The sequence below is a fragment of the Ilumatobacter sp. genome (assembly GCF_046290335.1).
GTDB lineage: Bacteria > Actinomycetota > Acidimicrobiia > Acidimicrobiales > Ilumatobacteraceae > Ilumatobacter_A.
Genome location: NZ_JBKAGH010000001.1, coordinates 262869 through 286272 on the forward strand (window position 1 = coordinate 262869; position 23404 = coordinate 286272).

Here is a 23404-nt window from a genome sequence, read left to right on the forward strand (position 1 = left end):
AGCCACCAACCCACCCACCAGCACCACAACACCTGTTCCACAGGGGGAGATCATCATGAAGGCAACCACCACGAGGGCCATCGCCCTCGCCACCGTCGCCGCCATCGCCATCACGGCATGTGGCTCCGACGACGAACCGGCCGCCGAGCCGGTCGACACCGAAGCGGCCGCCGACGAGCCGGTCGACACCGAAGCGGCCGCCGACGAGCCCGCCGACGAAGCAGCAGCCGTGTGCCCGTCGAACCTGGTCATCCAGACCGACTGGTTCCCCGAACTCGAGCACGGCGGCACCTACCAACTGATCGGCCCGGGCGGCACGGCGAGCAAGGACACCGTCTCGTACTCCGGTCCGGTACAGCCGCAGTATGCGGTCGGCGGTCTCGAGACGATCGAGATCCGCACCGTCAACTTCGACAAGTCGAACGCCTCGGTGCTCGCCGACGGTGACGCCGACATGGCCTACATCACGTCCAGCGACATCATCAAGGACTCCGGTGCGATCCCGCTCGTCGGCATCGCCAAGACCCTCGACCAGGACCCGCAGATGGTCATGTGGGATCCGACGCTGCACGACATTCAGTCACCCGAAGACATCGCCGCCACGGGCGCGCAGGTCCTCCACTTCCCGGGGACGTCGTACATCGACTACATGATCAGTGCAGGCCAGATGACGGCGGAGCAGAGCAACCCGAGCTACGACGGCTCCGACGGCGCCTGGGTGGCTGATGGTGGCACCTTCTTCCAGCAGGGCTTCGCGACCAACGAGATCTACAAGTACGAGAACGACATCGCCTGGAAGGACGGCGCTCCGGCGGACGTCAGCTTCTACACGGTGGGCGAACTCGGCTTCGAGAACTACCCGGCCGTGATCACCATGCTCCAGAGCCGGGCCGAGGAGCTCGACGAGTGCCTGCAGGTGCTCGTTCCGGCGATGCAGCAGGCGTGGATCGACTTCCTCGCCGACCCCAAGCCGGTGACCGACCGCCTGATCACGATCAACGAGGAGCATGACGGCTTCTGGGCGCTCAGCGAAGGCCTCAACGAAGCTGGCATGGGGCTGATCGAGTCCGAGGGCTACGCGCTCAACAGCGCTGACGGCACTTACTGCAGCCTCGACGAGGACCGCCTGCAGACGCTGTACGACATCCTCGCCCCGATCTACGCCGATCAGGGCACGGAGATCGCCGACGGCATCGACGGCATCTTCACCGACAAGTACTGCGCCGACGCCCCCGGCCGCTGACGCAGTAGCACCGCAACCGAACACAACCAAAAGCGACAGAGTGGGTCTGACCCACTCTGTCGTTTTTGGTTTCGGGCGCATGAAACCACGCGGGAATGTTCCTCTCGTTGTGTTCTCGCGGGACCTTCGTGCGCGATCATGGGCGCATGGTCGCAGCACGAGATCTCAAGGTCGGCGCATTCTTCTTCGGTGGGGTCGAGATGACCGACGCAGGCGCCGGCCTGCCCAACCCGATGGATCGCCGGTACTCGAACGAAGAGTGCTGGAACGCCACGCTCGACTACGTCAACTCGGCGATCGAAGCCGAGCGCCTCGGGTTCGACTCGTTCTGGACCACCGAACACCACTTCCAGTACGAGGGCTACGAGATCATCCCGAACGGCCTGTTGATCTCGACGTGGATCGCCGCGCAGACGACCAAGCTGCGATTCGGCGCGATGTTCAACGTGGTGCCGCAGTGGAACCCGATGCGACTGGCGGAGGACTTCTCGACGCTGCACAACTTGTCGGGCGGTCGGGCGATGCTCGGCGTCGGGCGTGGCACCGTCCCACGTGAAGTCCTGCATCTGAACGACAAAGGCGTGTCGATCGGCTCGCAGGACAACCCCGATCAGGCGGCCGCCGACATCTACAACCGCGAGATCTTCGAAGAGTCCATGGAGATCGTCCGCCGAGCGCTCAGCCAGGAGACGTTCTCGTTCCAGGGCAAGCACTTCCAGATCCCGATTCCGGGCATTCCCGACCGCGGCTCGACCGTCCAAGACCTCACCCTCGTCCCACGTCCGATCTACCCGTACGAGATCTGGCAGGCCGTCACGTCACCTCCCACCCTCGACTACGTGCCCGTGGTCGGGCACGGCGCCGTGTTCTGGAACCAGCACTACAGCTTCATCAAGCGCTTCTGGGACACCTACGGCGAGAAGTACGCAGCAGCGCACGACGGTGTCGAACTCCAGCCGCACGAGAAGCGCATGCTGGTGGTGTCGACACGCATCGAAGACACGATGGAGAAGGCCCGCGAGACCGCGCTCGCCGGCCACGACGAGTTCTGGAAGTTCCTCGGTCCGTATGGGTGGAGCCGCGGCTACATGGGTCCCGACGGCAAGCCGTCTCCTCCGGGACTCATCCCGACCCTCGACGAGTCGATCGAGAACAAGACGATCCTGGTCGGACCTCCGGAGAAGGTCGCCGAGGAGGTCCAGTTCCTGAAAGACCTGCTCGGCTTCGAATCGATCACGATCTTCCCGCACCTGCTCGGCGACAGCTACAAGAAGGCCGACGAGCAGATGGCCCGCTTCAAAGAAGAAGTCCAGCCGCTCCTCACCTGACCACGCACCGTGACGTCAACGTGGTGACGTGATGTCTGACGCCTGGTTGACGCCTTACGCGCCGGCGCAGGAGCCGATGACAGAGCGGGGATCGGCGGAGCCGACCCACATGCCGTCTCGGCCGGAGACGATCGCACAGGCGTGGCCGAATCCGGAGTCCCATTCGGGCGAGCCCGATGTGCGGTGTCCTCGCGCGGCGAGATCGGCGACCCATGAGCCCGGCGCGTGGCCTTCCACTGCGACGCCAGGGCCACCGGGCGAAATCCACGTGTCGAAGCCGGTCGCTGCGCCCTTGAGCGCCCACCGACCGGAAGCGATGGCCCGAGCTGGACTCTGACGATGGTGGAACAGTCGAGCGGCCAACTGCAACATGATCTGCGGTTGCGCGTCGCCGCCCATGGTCCCGAGCACCGCGACGAGTGCTCCGTCGTCGGTGGCAGCCATCGGCAACAGCGTGTGCGGAGGACGTCGGCCCGGTCCGAACTCGGCCGGATGCCCGTCGATCAGACTGAATCCCATACCCCGGTTGTGCAGATTGATGCCGGTGTTCGGCTCGACGAGGTGACTCCCGAAGCCGCTCGCGTTCGACTGGATCAACGACACCGCCATCTCGCGGCCGTCCCCGCTGCGACCTGCGGTACACAGATACGTCGTGTCACCGTCGCGTGTCGGCGCAGTGGTTCTACTGGCCGACGCGGGGTCGATCTCGTCGAGTCGACCGTCGATGATGTCGAGGAGTTCGTCCCCGTCAGCAGCCTCGTGCAACCGCTGCGGTCGATCACGACCAGCAGTGACTGCCGCCTCGATCAACAGATGCGCCCACCGTTCGTCGTCCGGGTCCGCCGGGAGATCGAGCTGGGATGCGAGCCGTGCGCCGCCGAGCGCGAGATAGCCCTGCGAGTTGGGTCGCGTGGTGTGCAATGTCACGCCGAAGGCGTCGGCGGACAACGGTGTCTGCCAGTCGGCCTGCACCTGGCGTAGATCGTCGTCGGTGAACAGCCCACCGCCGAGCTCGACCAGCCCCTCGCCGAACGCCCCTTCGTAGAACGTCGAGCGGCCACCCGCGGCGATCCCGGCGAGCGCAGCGGCCACGCCCGGCCGGCGCACTCGTCGTCCTCGCGACTGGGCCTGGTCGGCCAGTTCCCGCAGGTTCTCCCGACCGCGTTCGGTCGCGAGATGCAGGGCACCGATCAGCAGGGGACTCGCCGGGAATCCGTCGTTTGCCAGGCGGACCGCCGGCGCGAGCACCGTCTCGAGCGGCAGCGACCCGAACCGCTCGTGCAGCGCCATCCACCCGTCGACGCATCCGGGCATCGTCACCGAGCGAATGTCGAAGCGGAACGGCATCTCGGTGTGCCCCTCTGCTCGCAGCGCAGCGGCATCGGCGCCCGAACCGGCCCGGCCCGACGCGTTGAGCGCGACGATCTCGCCGTCGACGTACACCAAGGCGAGGAGGTCACCACCAAGGCCGCACAGGTGCGGGCCGGTCACCGCGATCGCAGCGTTGGTGGCGATGGCTGCGTCGACCGCGTTCCCGCCGCGGGCGAAGGTCTCCACGCCCGCCGACGTCGCGAGTTGGTCGGAGGACGCGACCAGATGATTCGGTGCACGCACCGAACGAAACGGAGGATTGGCCAATGACATGCCTCGACGCTACGTCACCCGTTCATGCGGACCAGAGACCGCGCTCGATCAAGACGGCGCGCAGCACGTCGGTGTCGTCGGTCATGATCCCGTCCACGCCGAGGTCGAGGAGACGTTCGATCTCGCTGCGCTCGTTGATCGTCCACACGTGCACATCGATTCCTTGGCGATGTGCGGCTGCGATGAATCGCTCGGTCACCACCGTGACCCGCCCCATCCGGATCGGCACCTGAGCGACCCGGGGCGAACGACCCGGCGTCCGCCCGAGTGCGAGCAGCGGTGCGATCTCGGGTGGGCTCATGTTGGTGAGCAGATTGGCACCGAGGAGCGAGCGCAGACGGCGCAGACGGCGCAGCTGAAACGACGCGAGGCACACGCGGTCGATCAGGCCGCGCTGTCGAACCAGTTCGGCGAGCGGCTCGATCGATTCGTCCGCCTTCGCGTCGATGTTGAATCGCGCCTGCGGGAACCGATCGAGCAACTCGGTCATCAACGGAATCGGATACGTCGTTCCGTCGATGTGGCGCACACGCGCGTCAGCCACCTCAGATGAGGTCATCTCTGCGATGGTGCGTTCGATCCCACACGTCCGACGCAAGTCCGCGTCGTGGAACGCGACGAGGACACCATCGATCGTGCGGTGCACATCGGTCTCGAGATACCGGTAGCCGAGCGCCCAGGCATGCTCGAACGACGCCATGGTGTTCTCGGGGGCCGAGGAGGTCCCGCCGCGATGAGCGAAGGGAATCGGCCCCGGATGATCGAGGTACGGATGACGAGAAGTGCTCAAATGCTGCGGCCTGCGGCCTTCCAGTACTCGTCCTTGAGCAACCGCTTGTACAGCTTGCCCGTCGGGTGGCGGGGGAGTTCGTCGCGGAAGTCGATCGAGCGCGGGCACTTGACGTCGGCGAGCTTGGACTTGCAGAACTGGATCAACTCGCCCGCGAGCGCTTGCGCCTCGGCGTCGTCCTTGGGCATCTCACGGGGCTGCACCACGGCCTTGACCTCTTCACCGAAATCGTCGTTGGGCACGCCGAACACGGCGACGTCGATCACCTTCTCGTGCGTGACGAGCACGTTCTCGGCCTCCTGCGGATAGATGTTCACTCCGCCCGAGATGATCATGTACGCCTTGCGGTCGGTCAGGTACAAGAACCCGTCCTCGTCGACGTAGCCGACGTCACCGAGCGTCGACCAGCCCAACGGATGCCGCGAGCTCTTCGTCTTCTCCGGGTCGTTGTGGTACTCGAACTCAGCACCGCCCTCGAAGAACACCGTGCCGGACTGGCCCTGCGGGACCTCGTCGCCGTCGTCGCCACAGATGTGCAGCGTGCAGTTGATCGGCATGCCGACCGTGCCTTCGTGCGCCAACCACATCTCGCTGTTGCAATACACGAACCCGTTGCCCTCGGAACCGGCGTAGTACTCGTGGACGACCGGGCCGAACCACTCGATGATGCCCTTCTTCGTCGGCACCGGACACGGCGCCGCCGCGTGGATGACGCACTCGAGCGACGAAACGTCGTAGCGGTTACGGGTTTCCTCGGGCAACTTGAGCATGCGGACGAACATGGTCGGCACCACCTGGCTGTGGGTGATCTTGTGCTCGTCCACGAGCGCCAGATACTTCTCCGCGTCGAAGTTCTCCATCGCGACGATGGTCGCGCCGAGCGCGTGCATCGACATGCAGAACCGCAGCGGAGCAGCGTGATAGAAGGGCGCCGGGGAGAGGTACCGCTTGGTGTCGTCGACGGCGAAGAGCATCGCCGCCAGCGTCGTCACCCCGTTGTTGAACTCGCCGAGCGGTTCGTTCGGGAACGCCCGGGAGATGCCCTTCGGCATACCGGTCGTGCCGGAGGAATACAGCATGTCCATGCCGGCGACGCGGTCTTCGTCGAGCGGTTCGGGCGACTGCGCGGCGACGGCCTGCTCGTAGCTCTCGTAACCGTCGATCGTGCCGTCGAGCATGAGTCGAAGCTCGACGTTCGGGGTCGCTGCGACGATCTCAGCGGCCTGTTCGGACTTGTACTTCGAGGTGATGTAGGCGCGGGCGCCGCAGTCGTTGATGATGTATTCGAGCTCGGCGCTTTGCAGCCGCGACGACGCCGCTGTGTACACGAGGCCGGCGTAGTGGCAGCCCCAGATGATCTCCAGGTACCGATCGTGGTTCTCCATGCAGATCGCGATGTGATCGCCCGGATTCAGCCCGGCGGAGCGCAGCAGATGGCTCAGACGATTCGCCGCCGCGTCCAACTCCGCGTACGTCTGGGTGAAGCCGGAGCCGCCCATGATGAGGGCAGGTTTGTCGGCGTGGGTCTCGAGGTGTGCACCGGGGAACATGGAGCCGAAACGTAGTCGACCGACCCCTGAAGAGTCATGACGGGCGTCGAGCGCCGTGGCGAGAGTAGAGGGGTGCCGGACGGGTCGCAGGTAGCGTCGTTGTGCGTGAGCGTCGCACGATTCGCCGAGGTGATGAACGCCGCCGACATCCGTCTCGACGCTGCGTGCGTGGCGATGTCGAGCGCGCTCCAGGCCCCGCTCGACGAGGCCGACTGGTTGAGCCGCCTCGATCTTCTCGCCGCCGAGTGCACGACGCCAACGGCCGACGGCATCGCTCGCTACCTGTTCGGCGAGCTGGGGTTCCGGGGCAACACGTCCGCGTATTACGACTGGCGCAACTCGTGTCTCGATCGGGTGATCGACACGCGTATCGGCATTCCGATCAGCCTGTCGGTCCTGATGATCGAAGTAGGTCGGCGCGTGGGCGTACCGCTCGTGGGGGTCGGGATGCCCGCCCACTTCCTCGTGCGCACCGTCGACGGCCCGATCCGCTATTACGACGCCTTCGCGGGCGGCACCGAACTCGATCACGGCGGCGCCCGGCGCCTGTTCGAGCAGCTGACCCGCGAGCAGGTTCCCTGGAGCGACCGATACCTCGATCCGACGCTCGCTCAGCAGATCGTCGTTCGCATGCTCAACAACCTGCGGGCGATCTTCCAGAGCCGATCCGACGGGCTCCGGCTCGGACTCGTCATGCAGATGCGCGCCCAGATCCCGCAACTCGCCGAATCCGAAGCCGACGACATCGCCACAGCGTCGGCCATCTTCAACTGACCACCGAAACCCCGAATCGAAACACCGAGAGGAACGACACCGTGATCGATCGAGACATCAAGCAATGCCTGGGGCAGATGATGAAGGGGGTCGAAGTCGTCGGTGCGGCGCACGACGGCGTCGCCCGGGCGTACACGAGCCATTGGGTCACCCAGGTCAGCTTCGAGGAACCCATCGTGATGGCGAGCGTGTCGCCGAAACACGACACCCACCCGCTGATGGTGGCATCCGGAGAGTTCTCCGTGAGCATCCTCGGGGCCGACCAGATCAGCGAAGGGCAGTACTTCAGCTATCCGGGCCACAAGATGCGCTATGTCGCCGAGGAGTACGTCACGACGTGGCCAGGCCACGATGGTGGCCTTCCGGTCGTCCCGAACGCGATCGCGTGGATGCGCTGTGAGACCTTCCAGATCACCCCGATGGAGGACCACGAGTTGTTCTTCGCCCGAGTCGTCGAAGTGCAGCCCAACCGCCTGAAAGACCCGCCCTTGCTGTACTCGAGTCGTCTCGGCTGGCGCGTGACCGGCGACAAGGCTCGTGAGCCGGGTGTCAGCATCCGCGACCAACTGCTCGAACGGGTCTCGACACAGGAGTAGCCCGCTCGGTTTCTCGGTTGATTGCACATGACAACTACGTTGTGCGACATGACGATGACCGACGCCGCCCCCACGCTGAACGCCGACGAGCAGAAGGTGAGCGACCTGCTCGATGACCTGCTCGAACAGTTCCCGCCGAAGAACACATCGCCTGCCGAGTTCCTCGGAGCGCAGTTCGACCGCGGTCTGGCGTGGGTGCATTTCCCCGAAGGCAGCGGCGGACTGGGCCTGACACCGAAGCTCCAGCGCATGATCAACGAACGCGTCCAGGCTGCCGGTGGGCCCAACGCGATGATCCGCAACCCGATCGGTCACGGTATGTGCGGTCCGACGGTGGTGGCGTGGGGGAGCGACGAGCAGAAGGCCCGGTACCTCCGGCCGATGTTCACCGGCGAAGAGGTGTGGTGTCAGTTGTTCTCCGAACCGGGCTCGGGTTCCGACTTCGCCGGGTTGTCGGCCACGGGTGTGCGCGACGGCGAAGAGTGGATCTGCAACGGCCAGAAGGTGTGGACCACCCTCGCGCACCTGTCGAAGTGGGGGTTGTTGATCGTGCGCACCGACCCACAGGCGGTCAAGCACGCGGGCCTCACGGCGTTCGTGGTCGACATGCAGGATCCGACGGTCGAGGTGCGTCCGTTGCGTCAGATGACCGGCGAAGCCGAGTTCAACGAGGTCTTCTTCTCCGACACCCGCATCCACGAATCCGAGATGCTCGGCAAGCCCGGCGACGGCTGGCGCGTCTCGCTGACCACGCTGATGAACGAGCGGGTGTCGATCGGCGGCACGATCCCCTCGAAGGGTTCGGGCACGATCGGCGCCCTCGTCAAGGCTTGGCAGGAGGCCGACGCGTCGCTCAAGACACCGTCGCGACTCGACGAGGTGATGTCGTTGTGGGCGCGAGCCGAAGTCGCCCGCCTGACCAACATCCGCGCCAGTCAGAACCGCAAGATGGGCGATCCCGGCCCGGAGGGTTCGATCGGCAAGATGGCCTCGGCCGATCTCAACAAGGAGATCTACGAAAAGGTCATGGACCTGATGGGCGCCGACGCCCTGCTCTACGGCAGCTACGAGATGATCCGCCCCGAGACTGCGATGGGTTCCGACACGCCCCAGAAGGCGTTCCTGCGGGTTCGCGCCAACTCGATCGAGGGCGGCACGAGCGAGGTCATGCGCAACATCCTCGGCGAGCGCGTACTCGGCTTGCCAGGCGATGTCCGCGTCGACCGCGAAGTTCCCTGGTCGGAGATCCCTCGCAACTGATTCCGGTCTCGCTGCATTTTCGATCTCGGCCCGATTCCTTGCCAGCACCTGGCGTGATCTGGGGCCGAGATCGGAATCGCTGGTCGAGAGTCAGAAGTTGACGTTCGCCAAGCTCGCCAGCACGTGGCTCGCGCCCAGGTGGCGGTCGTCCATCGCCGGGCGGTCGAGCAGACTGCCGCCGAGCAGCACCGTCGAGGCGTCCTCGATCGACGCCTGGAGTTCGCGAATGTTGCGCGGTGGCGGGAAGTACTCGTCCTCGTCGGTGACGACGACCAGTTCGACCCCGCTGCGGGGTGCGAGGAACTCGATGACCTGTTCGACCAATTCCTCCGGAGCTGACGCGCCAGCGGTGACGCCGACCACGCCCGAGATACCAGCCGGCAGTTCGGTGACCGAATTCACCCGGTAGACCGTGTCGCAGCCTTCGTGGCGAGCGAGCCGCTCGAGCGCGACCGTGTTGGACGAGTTCGACGACCCGATCACGATGATCACGTCGCACCGATGCGCGAGTTCCTCGATCGCCGCCTGCCGATTCGTGGTGGCGAAGCACAGGTCGCTCCGGCCCGGAGTCCACACGTCGGGAAAGCGTTCCTTCACCCGCACGGCGACGTCTTCCCAGTCGCGATGCGACAGCGTCGTCTGCGCCAAGAGCGCGACCGGCAGGTCGGTGTCGGGCAGTGCGTCGACGTCGGCGGGCGACTCGACACGGTCGATGGCATCGGGTGCCACCGCCATCGTGCCGACCGCCTCTTCGTGCCCTTCGTGACCGACGTACACGATCCGATAGCCCTTGCCCGCCCGCACCTTGACCTCGTGATGCACCTTCGTGACGAGCGGACACACCGAATCGACGACGTACGAGCCGCGCTCACGAGCCGCACGCAGCACCTCGGGGGCGGAGCCGTGCGCCGACAGCATGATCGGCGAACCGGGCGGCACCTCGGCGATGTCGTCGACGAAGACGACGCCCTGTTCCTCGAAGCGGCGCACGACGAGTTTGTTGTGCACGATCTCGTGGAAGCAGTAGATGGGCGTCGGGAAGCTGCGCACCATCCAAGCGAGCGCTTTGATCGCCATCTCGACGCCGGCGCAGAAGCCTCGGGGCTCGGCCAGGAGCACCAGTTCGACCATCGGGCTGTCGGGGTCGGGAAGGGGAGCGGTCGAGCGAACCGCGGCAGACTCGTCAGTCATGTCGGTACAAATCTACCCGGCCGGTGCGCCGGTAGCCTGACGTGCCCATGTCTGCCACCTCGACCCGATCGCTCGCGCCGCTCGTCGTCGCCGTCGCGCCCGGGTCGCCGGCTGATCAGGCGGGGTTGCTCGCTGGCGACGAAATCGCTCGCGTCAACGGCGATGTTCCGCGCGACATCATCGAGTGGCAGCTCGCGACCGACGAGGCCGAGGTCGAACTCGATGTGCTGCGCGGCGGTCTCGAGCTGTCGATGTCGATCGAGAAGGCCGAGGGCGCGCCGCTCGGAGTCGAAGTGTCGAGCGCGGTGTTCGACCGAGTCCGCACCTGCGACAACCACTGCGAGTTCTGCTTCATCTATCAGTTGCCGAAGGGAATGCGGCGCTCGCTGTACCTGAAAGACGACGACTACCGCTTGTCGTTCCTGTACGGCAACTTCACGACGCTCACGCGCTTCACCGAGGCCGACCTCGAACGCGTGATCACCGAGCGTCTCTCGCCGCTACATGTCAGCATCCATGCCACCGATCCCGACGTGCGCAGCCAGATGCTGAAGAACCCGCGCGGTGCGATGAGCCTGCGATGGCTTCGAGCGCTCCTCGACCACGGGATCACCGTGCGCGGGCAGGTCGTCGTGTGCCCCGGCGTGAACGACGGTGCCGTGTTCGACGACACGATGGCCGGCGTGCTCGACCAGTACCCCGAGCTCGACTCCGTCGCCGTGGTGCCGCTCGGGATCTCCAAGTTCAACGGCGAAGCCGCGATGCGCCTGCACACGCTCGACGAAGCACGCGCCATCGTCGACGCGGTCACCGATTGGCAAGACGTGTTCTCGGCCACGCTGGGCCGTCGGATGGTCTACGCGGCCGACGAGTACTACCTGATGGCGGGCGTCCCGTTCCCCGACGCCGAGCGATACGACGGCTTCCCGATGCACGAGGACGGCATCGGCATGGCGCGAACCTTCGAGCGCGAGTTCCACGGGCACACCGTGCACGCCACCGGCCCCCAGCGTGGCTTCTTCGCCGCCGTCGACGGGCCGCCCAACCCCGCCGCCTACACGGGACTGCGCACGCCGGGCGGATGCGGCACCACGTCGGCGGCGACGGCCTCGGGCGATGTCGCCTCCGTGTCGCTCTCGCCGCGTCGCACGGCGCCGATCGGTGTGCTCACCGGGCCGCTCGGCGCGGCCGTCATCGGCCCGCTGATCGAATCACTCGGTCGTTCCGACATCCGAGTGCTCACCGTCGAGAATCACTTCTTCGGTGGCAACACCGGCGTGACCGGCTTGATGACCGGCGAGGATCTCCGCCGCGTCCTCGCTGCCGAGCCGATGGGGCATCGCTACTTCTTGCCCGACGTCTGCCTGTCCGACGACGGCCGCTTTCTCGACGGCGTGACCGTCGCCGAACTCCCTCGCCCTGTCGAGGTCATCGCCACCGACGGCATCGCGCTGCGGGCGGCACTGGAAGGAACGCCATGACCGATCTCTCCGAGCACGACGAGGACGGGCCGGTCGAGATCAGCTCCGAGGAACTCGCCGCCGTCCCGGACACCGAGCTCCCGACGGTGGTGATCATCGGTCGCCCCAATGTCGGCAAGAGCACGCTGTTCAACCGCGTCGTCGGGAGCCAGCAGGCGATCGTCGAAGACCGCCCCGGCATCACCCGCGACCGCAAGGTGCTCGAGGCGAGTTGGCTCGAGGTGCCGTTCCTCGTCGTCGACACCGGCGGGTGGATGCCCGATGGCGACGCGCTCGACGCCAAGGTGAGCCGCCAGGTCGAAGAAGCGGTGCGCGAGGCCGATGTCGTGTTGTTCGTGGTCGACGGGTCGGTCGGGCTGACCGACGACGACCAGGCCATCGCCAACTGGGTGCGTCGCTCGGAACGTGACGTCATCGTCGTCGCCAACAAAGCCGACAACGAACGCCGCGAGACCGACCGGTGGGAGTTTCTCTCCCTCGGCCTCGGCGACCCTGTCCCGGTCAGCGCGCTCCATGGACGCCGAGCCGGCGACCTCCTCGACGTCGTGATCGAGCGATTCCCCGAGGAGGCCCGACGCGTCCCTGACCGAGACGACGACGACCAGTTCGAGGAAGGCGAGACCTGGGACGACGACGACATCGTGCCGCCGCGTGTTGCGATCATCGGTCGCCCCAACGTCGGCAAGAGCACGCTGTTCAACCGACTCGTCGGCGAAGATCGCGCGGTCGTACACGACATGGCCGGCACGACGCGCGACGCGATCGACACGCTGGTCGAGACCGAAGACGGGCCGATGGTGTTCATCGACACCGCCGGCATGCGTCGCAAGGGCCGCATCGACGACTCGGCCGAGTACTACTCGATGGTGCGAGCGCTGCGGGCGCTCGACGATGCCGACGTGGCGCTACTCGTGATCGACGGCACCGAGGGCGTCACGAGCCAGGATCAGCGTCTCGCCGAGCGCATCGACGCCTCGGGGTGCCCGATTCTGATCGTGCTGAACAAGTGGGAACTCGTCGGCACCGAAGAACGCCTGGACGTGTTGGCCGAACTGCAGCGCCGACTCGCCTTCGTCGGCGACGTCCCCATCCTGAAGATCTCGGCGCTGACCGGCAAGAACGTCGACAAGTTGCGGCCGCATCTCCAGGAGTCGATCGCGCAGTACCACACCCGTGTGCCGACCCGTGACGTCAACAAGGTCATCGCTGCCGCACAGCAGCGCGCACCGGCACCGAAGGGCGCGAAGATCCTCTACGCCGTGCAGGGAGCGATCGATCCGCCGACGTTCACCCTGTTCGTCAACAAGGAATTGCAGTCGACGTATCTGCGCTACATCGAACGGACGATTCGCGAAGAGTTCGGTCTCGGCTCGACGGCGATCAAGATCCGTGTCCGCAAGAAATCGTAGGTCGACGATGCCGTGGTGCGAGGAATGCGCGAAGTACTACACACCCAACTCGATGAACGAGGACGGAAGCTGCCCTCGTTGTGGCGATGCCATCGGCGCGGTCGACACGGAGCCGGTCGACGAGGAGAAGGCCCCGTGGCACTTCAAGCTGATGGTCGTGGCCGTCGTGGCCTACCTCGGCTGGCGCGTCGTCGAGATCTTCGTCTGAACCTCAAGCGCTGCGCGGCGCCAGTACCCGTTGGCGGACCAGCGCCGTCGATCGAGCGATGTCCTCCGGAGCGTCACCCGCGTCGTACCCGATCTCGTCGTCGGATGGCAACGCCGGCGGCCTGACCCCGACCGGCCGCATCATCGTGCCGTCGGCCCGATGGGTGACGAGTCGACCCTCGGTGTTGCGTCGGGTCCGCCATCGTCGGCGATGCTTGGCCCGATTGTGGCCGTCGCATTCGAGCGCCGCGTTGCGTTGAGCGGTGGCACCGTGATCGCCCCATTCGACCATGTGGTCGACCTCGCACCAGTCGGCTGGCAGCTCGCACCCGGGATGCTCACAGTGGCGAACCACGAGCTTGGCCGCCGCACGAGCGCTGCCGGCGAAGAGCCGCTGCCGGCGCCCGAGGTCGATGACGACCGACTGCGAGTCGACCACGGCGCGGCGCACGCCGCCGGCGAGTGCGAGCGCGTCCAAGGGCCGGTGCGGTGGAGCGCGAACCCGTCGGCGAGGTCGCCGTGCTCGGCGCGCCGTGCTCCGGGCGCGCTCGCGCTCGGTGATTCGGTCGTGGATCGCGATCATCTCGGCGGTCGTGAGTCCGTCACCGCCGGACGCCGGATGTCGAGCAGCCCACCGACATCGGTGACACGTGCGCGTCTCCCTTCGATGGCCAGATCGCGCTCGTCGTGCGCACCGTCGACGTCGGCGTTCGCCACGAAGTGATCCACGACCTTGGCGAAATCGGAGCAGGGGGGTTGATCGGCGTGCTCGAGCAGTATCGGAGCGAACTCCGCGAGCCGAGGCCGCACTCTCCGGTTGCCGTGGAGCTTCGAGAACTGAGTGGCTTGTGCGAGCCCAAATCGGCCGTCGCACCACGCTGCGCCGAACCCGTCGATCTGGTCGACCGCGGTTGCGAGCCCGAGTCGGCGCCCGGCTTCGGTCGTCGACCAGTTGACCTCGGCGCGCCAGAAGCCGGCCATGGTTCGGTGCCCATCGATCTCCTTGACTCCTCCGAGGTCGGCGATCGTCAAGGCGGCCGCGAGTTCGGCGTCGAGGCGACGGCGCTCCAACTCGTTGGCACCGATCCGTTCGACGAGCGCCACGTCGGACAATCGGCCAGTTCCACGAGGTGACTCTCGAACATGCGTTCACCAGGGGCGAACGATTGTTCGATCGCAAGTCGTCGACGAGGTTTTCTCGATCGACGACGAATCGAAAGCGCCTCGTCGACGACGTTTCGCGACGCGGGCGGTAGCATCATCCGCCACAACTGATTCGGGCTGTGGCGCAGCTTGGTAGCGCACTTGTCTGGGGGACAAGGGGTCGCAGGTTCAAATCCTGTCAGCCCGACGAATGAAACCCCAGGTCAGAGGTTATTTCCTCCGACCTGGGGTTTCGTTGTTTCCGGGGGGGAGGACAATTCGGAGGACAATTTCACGAGCAGATGCCTCGTCCACCCCACCGGAGGGCGCCGAGATCAGAGGAGACCGCCTTCAACTTTGGTCCGCAGAAAGTGACGCAAATGAAGCGAGCAACCAAGAGCCGCCTTGGGACCAGTCTGCTGAGAAGGCCCCGTACCACTCGAAGTAGCGGGCGTTGGTCACCACGCATTTGCGCCGGCGTCGCCAACGGGTCGCGCCGTACTCGTGCGGTAGTGTTACACCAGTGTGATTTCCCGGACCGGTGCGAGCCGCCGTGATCCGGCCACCAGTGGACAAGGGTGACGGCCATGGACGACGAGATCGAAAGCGCGATGGAGATCGGGCGTCAGAACGCCGACCTCATCAGTCTTGGCAAGGCTTGGTGCACTCACATTCGCAACGACCGCACGGGAATGGGCATTGGTCTCGTCGAGGAGATGACGGGGCTACCGATCACGGGCGGCAGGTTCACATGTGACTACGCAAGAGATCCGTCCGGCTTCGCCGGGATGCACCTCGATCCGGTGGGCTTCTACGTAGCGAACTGCCGCGGCTGCACCGATCGTGCACCGGGCGGTCGGGTCCCGAATCTCGGAACACTTGCCGAAGGCGAGCTGGCGGAGCGAGCCGAACAGGAAGAGAAGGCCGACGCCGCCCGAGTCGCAGAACTCGCAGAACGTCAGCGCCGATCCGACCACCGGACACTTGTTGCGGCGCAACTCGATGCGGCGAGCCAGCAGATTGTCGCCCTCGTCAATCAGCTCGACATCGATCCGGGCGCATCGGACGCAGCGGCGGAACTCAGCGCAACGGCAAAGCTGACCCCAGAACTGTTCGTCGATCCAATCCGAGCGATGCTCCACACCGACAGCAAAACGCTCCGGTCAGCCGTGCTTCTCGACGTTCTCCTGATAGTCGAGGCAGGAGATTTCCGAGCTGATTTGCACGCAACCTGCCTGGATGCCGTCCGGACTGGCTGGGCTCCGGGGGAGGCTTTCCGACACCTTGCTGAGCATGGAGTCGCCTCCGATGTCGACGCGCAACTTGCTGCGGCGGTCATACGTCGAGCCGGACCCTCAGGACTGTTCCTCGGTGGCGGGTCTGGCGACGCGAGCGCACTACTCCGGTATCACGCTGTGGCTACTGCCGCTGTTGAGGATCTACTTGCGGCGGAGTTTCGTCGCGGCGAATCCCATCGCCGTGCATGTGCCGCGTCGGCGTCGCGAACCCTGATCGACGTCGACGTTTCAGTGGGCCGTCGCCTCTTGCCTGCGATGCTTGATGGTCTTCGGCACCGCGAAGGTCGCTACGACCACGACCACCCGTCGGACAAGATTGCGAAGGCGGTTGCGGTCGTTCTGGTGGCCGACCCGTCGCACGTCGAAGCAGCGGTCGCTTCACGGTGGATGAACGCCAGCCCTGAGTATCGCCGTCGCCTCATTGCTTGCTACGACTCACCCGTTCGGCGCTCATCTGGCGCGCTGTCTGCTGACGTCGCCGAGGTCATACTTGGCCGCTGTGCGGCGGCACTGCACGACGCGCCGGATCTCCAGAGCTTCGGAATCGAGGACGACTACCAGGGCCGAGCATCTGACCTCTTAGCGCAGGTCGCGACGCTGGCCCCGATCAGCGTGCTCTCCGCCGACGTGCTTCTCGGCTTGCTGCTCCAGTGGGTCGGCAGGGAGCGCAAGTTCCACGAGTCGCCTCCGACCGGGCCGATGGCCGGACTCGAACGATTTGGCGGCGAGGGGCGGCTTGGACACCTGCGGCGAGACATCGTCGATGCCGTGTCGAACGCCGCCGAGCGCGTCCCAACACAGTTCGTCGACGCGTGCTCCGACCTATTCAACGGCACTGACGGTGACACCTGGGTGCGAGCAGAACTCGTTCGGATCCTCGGACGAATCGCCCATGCGTCGCATGCAGACAGAGGCGACTGCCTGCCGCTTATCTACGGCGCGATGCTCGGGGACGACCAAGGGGTTCGGGCGGCGGGCCAAGATGCAGCAGAAGAGATTTTGCGCTCCCTTCCTGCTGCGAGCGTCCCCCCGGTTCTCGCAGAAGCGGTGGCCGCTGGCCTCGCCGACCAGTATCTCGTCGTCGTCAGGGCGGCGATCAGCGCGATCAGCCGCGTGCCACCTGATCTCCTTGACCACCGATCGGTGTCGATGCAATTGCTGAATGCCGCTGTCGCATATGCCGGGGATCGACGACACGATCAAATGGTTCAGGATGCACTGAGGGCAGCGAGGCGTCTCAGTCGCGATGACGCCGAATGGGAGTCGATCGTCCGGCGGGCCGTGCTTGGCATCACCCGAAAGATGCCAGCACACTCGGCCCGCAACGTTTTGTCCCGCAACCGATGGCTAGCTGGAGATGACGAGTGGGCGGACGCGGCGATTGACGCGCTTCGCCCAGATGAGGACCCGCAGTACGAATACCTCGGCGACGATGACAAGGAGTGGCTGCTCGCAGAACTAGGCACGTCGCGTCTCAATGAGGCACAGGTCGAGATGCTCGCGGCACGCGAAGTCGACGCTGCCTCCATCGACCTCCGGAGGGCGACCCTGGGAGCCGACAGCCTTGGGGAACTTGCTCGGCCCGATCTCAGCGCAGGTGTCATCCAGGCATTCCTCGACACGATTCCAGAAACCATCGAAAAGCGTCCGATGCGAGCTGCCGTCGAACTCGAACTCATCGCGTACAAGGTTGAAGTTGCAGCCTCGACCGGGGATGTTGATGCGCGGCAAGCCTTGCACGAACGCGTGGAGGCTCTGTGCGCCGCGGGCTGACCTCGGAGTCACCTGCAATTGAAGATGTCGTTCGGTCCCGTATGCGATTGCTCGACGCTCTCGATACAGCAGGTTCCGGACAGGGTGAAGCCGACGATCTCGCGACAGCGCTGGAAACGTATCGCGCGATCATCGGTCCCAACGCCGAGGATGATGTTGTCGCAGGCTTCACTGACACCGTCGACGCGCTCGTGCACGCCGTCCGTTGGCGAGCGTCCACGTGGGATGCCGAGCCCGATGCCGAGCGGTATGCCACCGCGGCACGTCTGCGTGCCGGAAAAGTCCTGGCGCGAGGAACCGACCGCTGGCCGGAGCGTCTCACAAAGGCTGTTGCAGATCTGGCGGAGTTGTCCGACCTCGACACAGCAGCAGATGTCGCCATTTCTTTGTCTCGGATCGCATTGCCGACGCGACTCACCGAACTATTTCGAGAGTCCAATCATGCGCCATCGCAGGCTGTGCTGCCATCAAGCGATCCTGTCGCCATCGCGGCGGTCATGATTCGGTTCCGAGGCCAGCCAGTAATGCGCCCCACCGTCCTCCAGCCCGGCGCGCTCCATTCCTTTGAGATCGAAGCACGCGTGGCCGAATGGCCTCCAAATGCCGACGCGCTCGACGTGTCCTTTATCAGCGTGTATCCACGCGACTTCCTCTTCGCCACCGGCGCTCGCTTCACCCCCGATTCCCTCACGCAGACTGTCGATATCAGAATCGCCGGATCCAGACCGCCCGACGATCCGCCAATCGGATTGACTGCGCAGGCTGCATTCCTGAGCGACGGCAAGCTCACCTCAGCTCGCCTTGCCGGCAACACGACTCTCGAAGTGGTGACCTTCGACGAGCGCACAGCGCAGCCACTTCAGATTCCAACAGCGGCGCTCCGGCTGCAGCAGCTGATGTCAGAGTTGACCAACGCCATACCCAACCTCACCTCGACCGACCGGACGGATGCTCGTCTTCTCCTGGAGGGTGTCCTTCGATTCGCCCACACGGTCCTCGATGACCGGCTTGGCTCAACCGACACCATCGACGAGGCATGGTTTCAGTATCAGCTTCGCCAGTTCTTGCAAGCCGATCCTGGCATTGGCGCAAGACTCGGAGAGCGCATTGGCCTAGCGGGTGGAACGACCGATCTCATCCTCGGAAACATCGTGCTCGAACTCAAGGTCGCGATGCAATCGTCAATGTCGTGGAAAACCGCCGCCGAGAAATACACCGGCCAACCCACGCAGTACGCGTCCGCTGGCGACTCGCAGGTGTCGCTTGTTGCCGTGCTCGATGCCTCGCCAAAACGTGCTCCAGCTGGAGTAATGGGCAACGAGATCGGTTGGGCGTATCCAGAACTCGCATCTGGGCCCGACCCTCGGCTGCCCTCGCTCGTCGGGGTCGTCGTCATTCGAAGCGGATTTCCCGTGCCGAGCAACTTCAGTCGTTGATCCCAGGTCTGCCCTGCGATCGTCCCTCCAGGCAGGTTTGTACAACACCTGTTCAACGCCGAGAACGTGGGTCATAGTCCTGCGCGCTCTGCCACGAACTCCTCGAGTTGGGTCACCCGAAATCGAAGACACCGTCCGATCCGGATCGGCTCAAGCTCTCCGGACCAGACGAGCTGGTACACCGACGTCCGACCTACGGCCAGGATCTGGGCGGCACCTTCGATGCTGACCAGAAGTGGGCGTACCGGTGTTTCGTCCGTCGGCACCCCGTGCACGGCGGCGTCGGCGGCCGGGCTGCGGTTGTTTAGGTTCGCCGCTCGCCGACTCATCGTGGCACCGAGAGCAAGCAGGCAAAGGCAACTCGCGGCACCTGGAGTCGTCCATGGCAGCGATGTGCTGGGACCACTCCACCCCGGATGAGGCTGAGTAGCTCGGCGGTCGAAACATCAAGTACAGCCGCTGCTTGATCGACCGTGAATGTCCGAGACCGTCTGGATTGCGAAGTCGCCCGACCGGAATGCGCAGAGAGATTCTTGACCGCGCTGCCGTTGTTCTTCATGTTGATCCTCCTGAGACGGTCGACTGATGACTCCAACAGGCCCCGATTCGGGCAAACCGTTTCAACAGCCGTGGCGGCGAATGGCCTCTTGGTGTGCGGAGCGAAACGAAGTACGGTCGGATGCCGAATGAGTTCAACGAGGAGGGCTGACTTCGAGGCCCTCGCGACCACGATCGATTTCGGCCGGGCGCGTGATCAGATTGAGGCTCTCGAGGAGCTTCCGCCGACAGTGAGAGCGCGCGCCCTGTGGGTGTACATGGGGCTCTCGAAAATCGCCGACGCTGAGGGATTGGTGGAGCTGCTTGCTGTCGACTTCATTCCTCAGCTCGAGTTGAACCGGGCCTCGTGGAACACCTACCGCGAGGTGCTGACGACCGCCGGCTTGATCACGAGCGAACGCGATGGGCGAACTCGGCCGGTTCGATTGCTCCCGCCGCTCGCAGAATCCTGATCGTCGAGGCCGAACAGCCACGTCGTCCAGTTTTTTGAAACGATCGCGCCGAATCGGGGCCTGTTGGGGGTGTGCGCGATGCGAACGAAACGCGACGGGGAGTCCTCCCCCTTGCGTCACAAGTTGATCGGTTATACCTTTGCGAGATGGCGACTCTTGAAGGTCGCGGGCGCTCGTTGGGTGTGCCGGACCTCGGGTCCGAGCGCAACGGTGCCGTACGGCCCGAGGGCACTTCCGTCGATCTTCGCGATGAGCACAGCACGACCGTGCCGCATGGCCGCCTTCGGCCGAGTCGGATTCGACGCATCCGGCAGGCGCTGACGGTTCATTCAGAAGCCTTCGCAGGAAAGAAGCGAGGCTCACTGAGATCGTTGCTGTATTCCGATGGAGTCATCGTCGGGCCGGGCGCCGCCATGACCGTGTCCAGGGTGCCGAGTCGACGGCTCGGCGTTGCTTTGCTGGTTGCGGGCCTCGCCTTGATGACTGTCCCCGGCCTCATGGTGGCGGAGATGAGTCGTGGCTCGTGGGGCGCACCTCGGGCGATCGTCGGGGTGTTGCTCGCCCTCGCGAGCATCGCCGGGCTGACCGAGTGCCTCCGGCGAAGTCTGCTCGCGTGGCGATGGAGAAGTCGTCCGATGCAACTCATCGAGATCGCCGATGTATGCGCTTCGCCGGCTGGGGTTGGAAACGCTGGCCGACTACTCGCTCAGGTCTGCGCAGAAGCCGACGAAGCATCCATCGGATTCGTTCTGCGGGTACGCCGGACGAACGAGCGCGCCATCGCCCTGTACCGGCGTGCTGGTTTCGTCCTTATGGCGAGTGCCGACGATCAACGGCTCGCCGTGATGACTCGGTGCGAGTCCGCAGCGCCTCGATCGACCCGTGACGGCAACCAGTACGCCGCCGGTGTCGGAGCGCTCCTGATCGGTGTTGCGACAGCGACCTACTGGGCCGCGACCCGAGACGTGCTCGCCGCACTCTGCTTGCTCGGTGGACTTGGAGCATTGGGACGCGCTGCGATCATCGACGTTCGAGAACTTCGACTACCGAACGCCTGGACCGGTCTTGCGTTGGCTTGCGGGGTCGGCGGGGCCATCACCGTCGGCGCAGGCTTCACCGTCGCTCTTGGGCTCGCCGCCGGGGCAGCGCCGTTCTTGCTCCTTCACCTCCTCGATCCGAAGGCACTGGGCTTCGGCGACGTGAAGTTCGCAGGCGCGGCCGGGGCCGTAATCGCCATTGTCTGGTTGCCTGCCAGCGTTCTCATGGCGCTGGCCGCACTGTCGACATCACTCGTCGGCCGCATCATCCGGCCACACGGCCCGCGGGCATTCGGGCCGTACCTGATGCTCGGAACACTCGTCGCACTGTTCGCCGCCCGCTTTCTCGACAGCAAAGGACTCTCCACATGAACTTCGCCTCCCGCCTCCTCGGCATCCTGATCGTCGCCTCTCTCGCCGGATGTAACGGCAGCGGTGCTTCCTCACCGGATGAGACGGCACCGCCACCAAGCCGCGGCACGACGACCGTCGATACCGAGCCGGTCGAAACATCTGCGTCGCCGGCATCCTCGGCTGCCGACACCTCCGTCGCAACCACAGAACAGCCGACGACGATCGCCGAGTCGTCCACGACGGTGGCTGAACCTGAGACGACGACTGCCGGGTCAGGCGGCTACTTGCCCGACGACCTCGGGCCGACTGTCGATTCCGTGCCCGGGGTCAAATCCGGCGGCGACATCGTCGAACTCGCCGATCAGGTTTGGCTGTTTGTGCCCTCCGAGAGCGACTCCGAGGACCCGAACGTGCGACCGCCACTGCCCGAGGACGCCGAGATCATCGCAGCGTATGGACGAGCGATGGTTGCGCTTTACGGACAGGTGACCCAGAACCCGATTCCGGTCCAGCCCTCAGCGGCAATGGCGGCGACCTTTCTCGACGGCGGCGAGAAGTACAGCGAGAACGTGTTCTCGACGCGCAACTCAGCAGGCCAGTACCTCGGGTTCCCGGGCGACGGTGACGTTCTGCGCCCGGTCGTGATCGCCGATCCTCGCTCTGAGGACGAGGCGTTCATCTTCGATTGCCTGATCAGCGGTTCCCACTACCTCAATTCAGATGGTTCATTAGCGGAGGGCGAGGTTCCGGGCACGGTTCTCGCTCCGCTCATCGTCCGTGTCGTGAGAACTGACGACGGATGGATCGTCGACGACATCCAAGATGACGAGCGCGCTTGCTCATGACGAAGCGTCTGGTCGTCTTTGCGTTGATCGCGATGATGACTCTGACGGTCGCGCCCTCGCATACTGCGGCTGCGCCAGGTGGTTCCGGCGGCAACGGTCCGCCTCTCATTCCGGGTTCGCGTCAGGTCCACATTCGGAACTCATCGGGTGGGATGGGCGTGTTCACTTCGATTCCGAGCGGTTCGGCGTTCCGCTCACATGGCGGTGGCGCGGCGGCGGAGTGTGAAGGCGTCGGCGAGGGTGACGATCCGGCGACGCTCGACGTGGTCGAGGAACAGCAGCCGATTCGGTCCACCAGGTGGATCTTCATCGAGGGAGTCGCTGTGGTTGTTCCTCTACCAATCGACTTCGATGCGTACGAGCCGGAGGGACCGTCGTTGGCTGAGGTCACGCGGACGTTCTCGGTGTACTGCGCTGACACGTTCTACAGCGGGAATTTCAAGGGCTTCATCGAGGTCGCCGCAACTGACGCGATGCTCGACCCGCGGACGCAGTTGACGAACTTGTACAACGGTCTGCAGCTCGAGGAGTTGGCGGTCTACGAGAACAAGGTGGTCGGCGAGTGGGGTGGTCTCGTGGTGCGGTCGCCGGCGTGGTTGGCGATCAACGGGTCGGCGTGGAGGACGCAGCGTTCGAACCCGCAGTACTACCGAGGCTGGACGTTGTATCTGATCACGGTGCCGACGGCGTTGGACTTCGAGGTCGTGTTTGTGCCTGACCCGGATCGGCCGTCGACCCCGTTCTCGGGTGTGGTCCCGTGTGTCGGCGCCGACGACGACTTCCCGAGGGTGGAGAACTCCGAGTTTCCTTCTCGGCCGAATGCTCTGGCGGACTTCGCCGAGCCAGGGAGCAATCAGGATTGCGAGTGGACGCCGCCGGGGCCGGGCGAGGTGACGATCACTGCGCGTCAGACGTTCGCTGTGTCGTTTTGGGCGTCGGGCGCGGTGGAGCCGCAGCCGGACTACGTGTGGGAATCGCCGCCGGTGTCGTTCCGGGTCGGCGAGTTGGTGGCGGTGAATGTCAATGACTGACCAG

The 23404-nt window shown here is 65.1% G+C and carries 21 protein-coding genes and 1 tRNA gene; 15 read left to right on the forward strand and 7 right to left on the reverse strand.

The window, feature by feature from the left end; all coding sequences use genetic code 11:
- Positions 1 to 55: 55 nt before the first annotated feature.
- Complete coding sequence (locus tag ACE37B_RS01125) at positions 56 to 1243, forward strand: hypothetical protein (protein WP_409921450.1); 1188 nt, start codon at positions 56 to 58, stop codon at positions 1241 to 1243.
- A gap of 146 nt (positions 1244 to 1389) precedes the next feature.
- Positions 1390 to 2571, forward strand: a complete 1182-nt coding sequence (locus ACE37B_RS01130; protein ID WP_409921451.1) for an LLM class flavin-dependent oxidoreductase — start codon at positions 1390 to 1392, stop codon at positions 2569 to 2571.
- A gap of 54 nt (positions 2572 to 2625) precedes the next feature.
- Here ACE37B_RS01130 and ACE37B_RS01135 read toward each other — a convergent pair whose 3' ends face one another.
- Genes ACE37B_RS01135 through ACE37B_RS01145 form a run of 3 tightly spaced genes read right to left on the reverse strand, consistent with a single transcriptional unit; the run spans position 2626 to position 6555 of the window.
- On the reverse strand, positions 2626 to 4215 hold the full coding sequence (locus ACE37B_RS01135) for a gamma-glutamyltransferase family protein (RefSeq protein WP_409921452.1): 1590 nt from the start codon (positions 4213 to 4215) through the stop codon (positions 2626 to 2628).
- A 22-nt stretch (positions 4216 to 4237) separates the two neighbouring features.
- Positions 4238 to 5005, reverse strand: coding sequence for a glycerophosphodiester phosphodiesterase family protein (locus tag ACE37B_RS01140; protein ID WP_409921453.1), 768 nt, complete (start codon positions 5003 to 5005; stop codon positions 4238 to 4240).
- A complete protein-coding gene (locus ACE37B_RS01145) occupies positions 5002 to 6555 on the reverse strand; it encodes an AMP-binding protein (RefSeq protein WP_409921454.1) in 1554 nt (517 codons plus the stop codon). Before ACE37B_RS01145 ends, ACE37B_RS01140 begins: the two co-directional genes overlap by 4 nt.
- Positions 6556 to 6660: 105 nt before the next feature.
- On the opposite strand from ACE37B_RS01145, the gene ACE37B_RS01150 reads away from it, so the two are divergent.
- Genes ACE37B_RS01150 through ACE37B_RS01160 form a run of 3 tightly spaced genes read left to right on the forward strand, consistent with a single transcriptional unit; the run spans position 6661 to position 9185 of the window.
- Entirely contained in the window at positions 6661 to 7329 is a 669-nt protein-coding gene (locus ACE37B_RS01150) for a transglutaminase family protein (protein WP_409921455.1), read from the forward strand.
- Positions 7330 to 7370: 41 nt separating this feature from the next.
- Positions 7371 to 7925 (forward strand): flavin reductase family protein, encoded by a 555-nt coding sequence (locus ACE37B_RS01155; protein WP_409921456.1) that lies wholly within the window; start codon positions 7371 to 7373, stop codon positions 7923 to 7925.
- Between the two features lie 48 nt (positions 7926 to 7973).
- Positions 7974 to 9185 carry an acyl-CoA dehydrogenase family protein gene (locus ACE37B_RS01160; protein WP_409921457.1) on the forward strand — a complete coding sequence of 404 codons (1212 nt, stop codon included), beginning with the start codon at positions 7974 to 7976 and terminating at the stop codon, positions 9183 to 9185.
- Between the two features lie 90 nt (positions 9186 to 9275).
- Here ACE37B_RS01160 and ispH read toward each other — a convergent pair whose 3' ends face one another.
- The gene (gene ispH / locus ACE37B_RS01165) at positions 9276 to 10376 is read right to left on the reverse strand and encodes a 4-hydroxy-3-methylbut-2-enyl diphosphate reductase (protein ID WP_409921458.1); all 1101 of its coding nucleotides are present in this window, start codon (positions 10374 to 10376) and stop codon (positions 9276 to 9278) included.
- Positions 10377 to 10423: 47 nt separating this feature from the next.
- Between ispH and ACE37B_RS01170 the strand changes: the two genes are divergently transcribed.
- The 3 genes from ACE37B_RS01170 to ACE37B_RS01180 are packed head-to-tail and all read left to right on the forward strand — an operon-like array spanning position 10424 to position 13474.
- Positions 10424 to 11857: a DUF512 domain-containing protein gene (locus ACE37B_RS01170; RefSeq protein WP_409921459.1), complete on the forward strand. Its 1434-nt coding sequence runs from the start codon at positions 10424 to 10426 to the stop codon at positions 11855 to 11857.
- Positions 11854 to 13266 (forward strand): ribosome biogenesis GTPase Der, encoded by a 1413-nt coding sequence (gene der / locus ACE37B_RS01175; RefSeq protein WP_409921460.1) that lies wholly within the window; start codon positions 11854 to 11856, stop codon positions 13264 to 13266. The genes ACE37B_RS01170 and der overlap by 4 nt, the downstream gene beginning before the upstream one ends.
- Positions 13267 to 13318: 52 nt before the next feature.
- Positions 13319 to 13474, forward strand: coding sequence for a hypothetical protein (locus tag ACE37B_RS01180; protein WP_409921461.1), 156 nt, complete (start codon positions 13319 to 13321; stop codon positions 13472 to 13474).
- Between the two features lie 3 nt (positions 13475 to 13477).
- Here ACE37B_RS01180 and ACE37B_RS01185 read toward each other — a convergent pair whose 3' ends face one another.
- Both ACE37B_RS01185 and ACE37B_RS01190 read right to left on the reverse strand, forming a co-directional pair.
- On the reverse strand, positions 13478 to 14056 hold the full coding sequence (locus ACE37B_RS01185) for an HNH endonuclease signature motif containing protein (protein WP_409921462.1): 579 nt from the start codon (positions 14054 to 14056) through the stop codon (positions 13478 to 13480).
- A complete protein-coding gene (locus ACE37B_RS01190) occupies positions 14053 to 14577 on the reverse strand; it encodes a hypothetical protein (RefSeq protein ID WP_409921463.1) in 525 nt (174 codons plus the stop codon). Before ACE37B_RS01190 ends, ACE37B_RS01185 begins: the two co-directional genes overlap by 4 nt.
- 173 nt (positions 14578 to 14750) lie before the next feature.
- Here ACE37B_RS01190 and ACE37B_RS01195 point away from each other — a divergent pair.
- The 3 genes from ACE37B_RS01195 to ACE37B_RS01205 all read left to right on the forward strand — a co-directional run bounded on the left by ACE37B_RS01195 (position 14751) and on the right by ACE37B_RS01205 (position 19123).
- Positions 14751 to 14824, forward strand: a tRNA-Pro gene (locus tag ACE37B_RS01195).
- Between the two features lie 379 nt (positions 14825 to 15203).
- Entirely contained in the window at positions 15204 to 17687 is a 2484-nt protein-coding gene (locus ACE37B_RS01200) for a hypothetical protein (RefSeq protein ID WP_409921464.1), read from the forward strand.
- 41 nt (positions 17688 to 17728) lie between these two features.
- A complete protein-coding gene (locus ACE37B_RS01205; protein WP_409921465.1) occupies positions 17729 to 19123 on the forward strand; it encodes a hypothetical protein in 1395 nt (464 codons plus the stop codon).
- 71 nt (positions 19124 to 19194) lie between these two features.
- On the opposite strand, the gene ACE37B_RS01210 is transcribed toward ACE37B_RS01205, so the two are convergent.
- Complete coding sequence (locus ACE37B_RS01210; protein WP_409921466.1) at positions 19195 to 19452, reverse strand: helix-turn-helix domain-containing protein; 258 nt, start codon at positions 19450 to 19452, stop codon at positions 19195 to 19197.
- A gap of 300 nt (positions 19453 to 19752) precedes the next feature.
- Between ACE37B_RS01210 and ACE37B_RS01215 the strand changes: the two genes are divergently transcribed.
- From ACE37B_RS01215 to ACE37B_RS01230, 4 genes are all read left to right on the forward strand, one after another.
- Complete coding sequence (locus ACE37B_RS01215) at positions 19753 to 20133, forward strand: hypothetical protein (RefSeq protein WP_409921467.1); 381 nt, start codon at positions 19753 to 19755, stop codon at positions 20131 to 20133.
- 509 nt (positions 20134 to 20642) lie between these two features.
- The gene (locus tag ACE37B_RS01220) at positions 20643 to 21542 is read left to right on the forward strand and encodes a prepilin peptidase (protein WP_409921468.1); all 900 of its coding nucleotides are present in this window, start codon (positions 20643 to 20645) and stop codon (positions 21540 to 21542) included.
- Entirely contained in the window at positions 21539 to 22369 is an 831-nt protein-coding gene (locus ACE37B_RS01225) for a hypothetical protein (protein ID WP_409921469.1), read from the forward strand. Before ACE37B_RS01220 ends, ACE37B_RS01225 begins: the two co-directional genes overlap by 4 nt.
- A 158-nt stretch (positions 22370 to 22527) precedes the next feature.
- Complete coding sequence (locus ACE37B_RS01230) at positions 22528 to 23400, forward strand: hypothetical protein (protein ID WP_409921470.1); 873 nt, start codon at positions 22528 to 22530, stop codon at positions 23398 to 23400.
- Positions 23401 to 23404 lie beyond the last annotated feature (4 nt).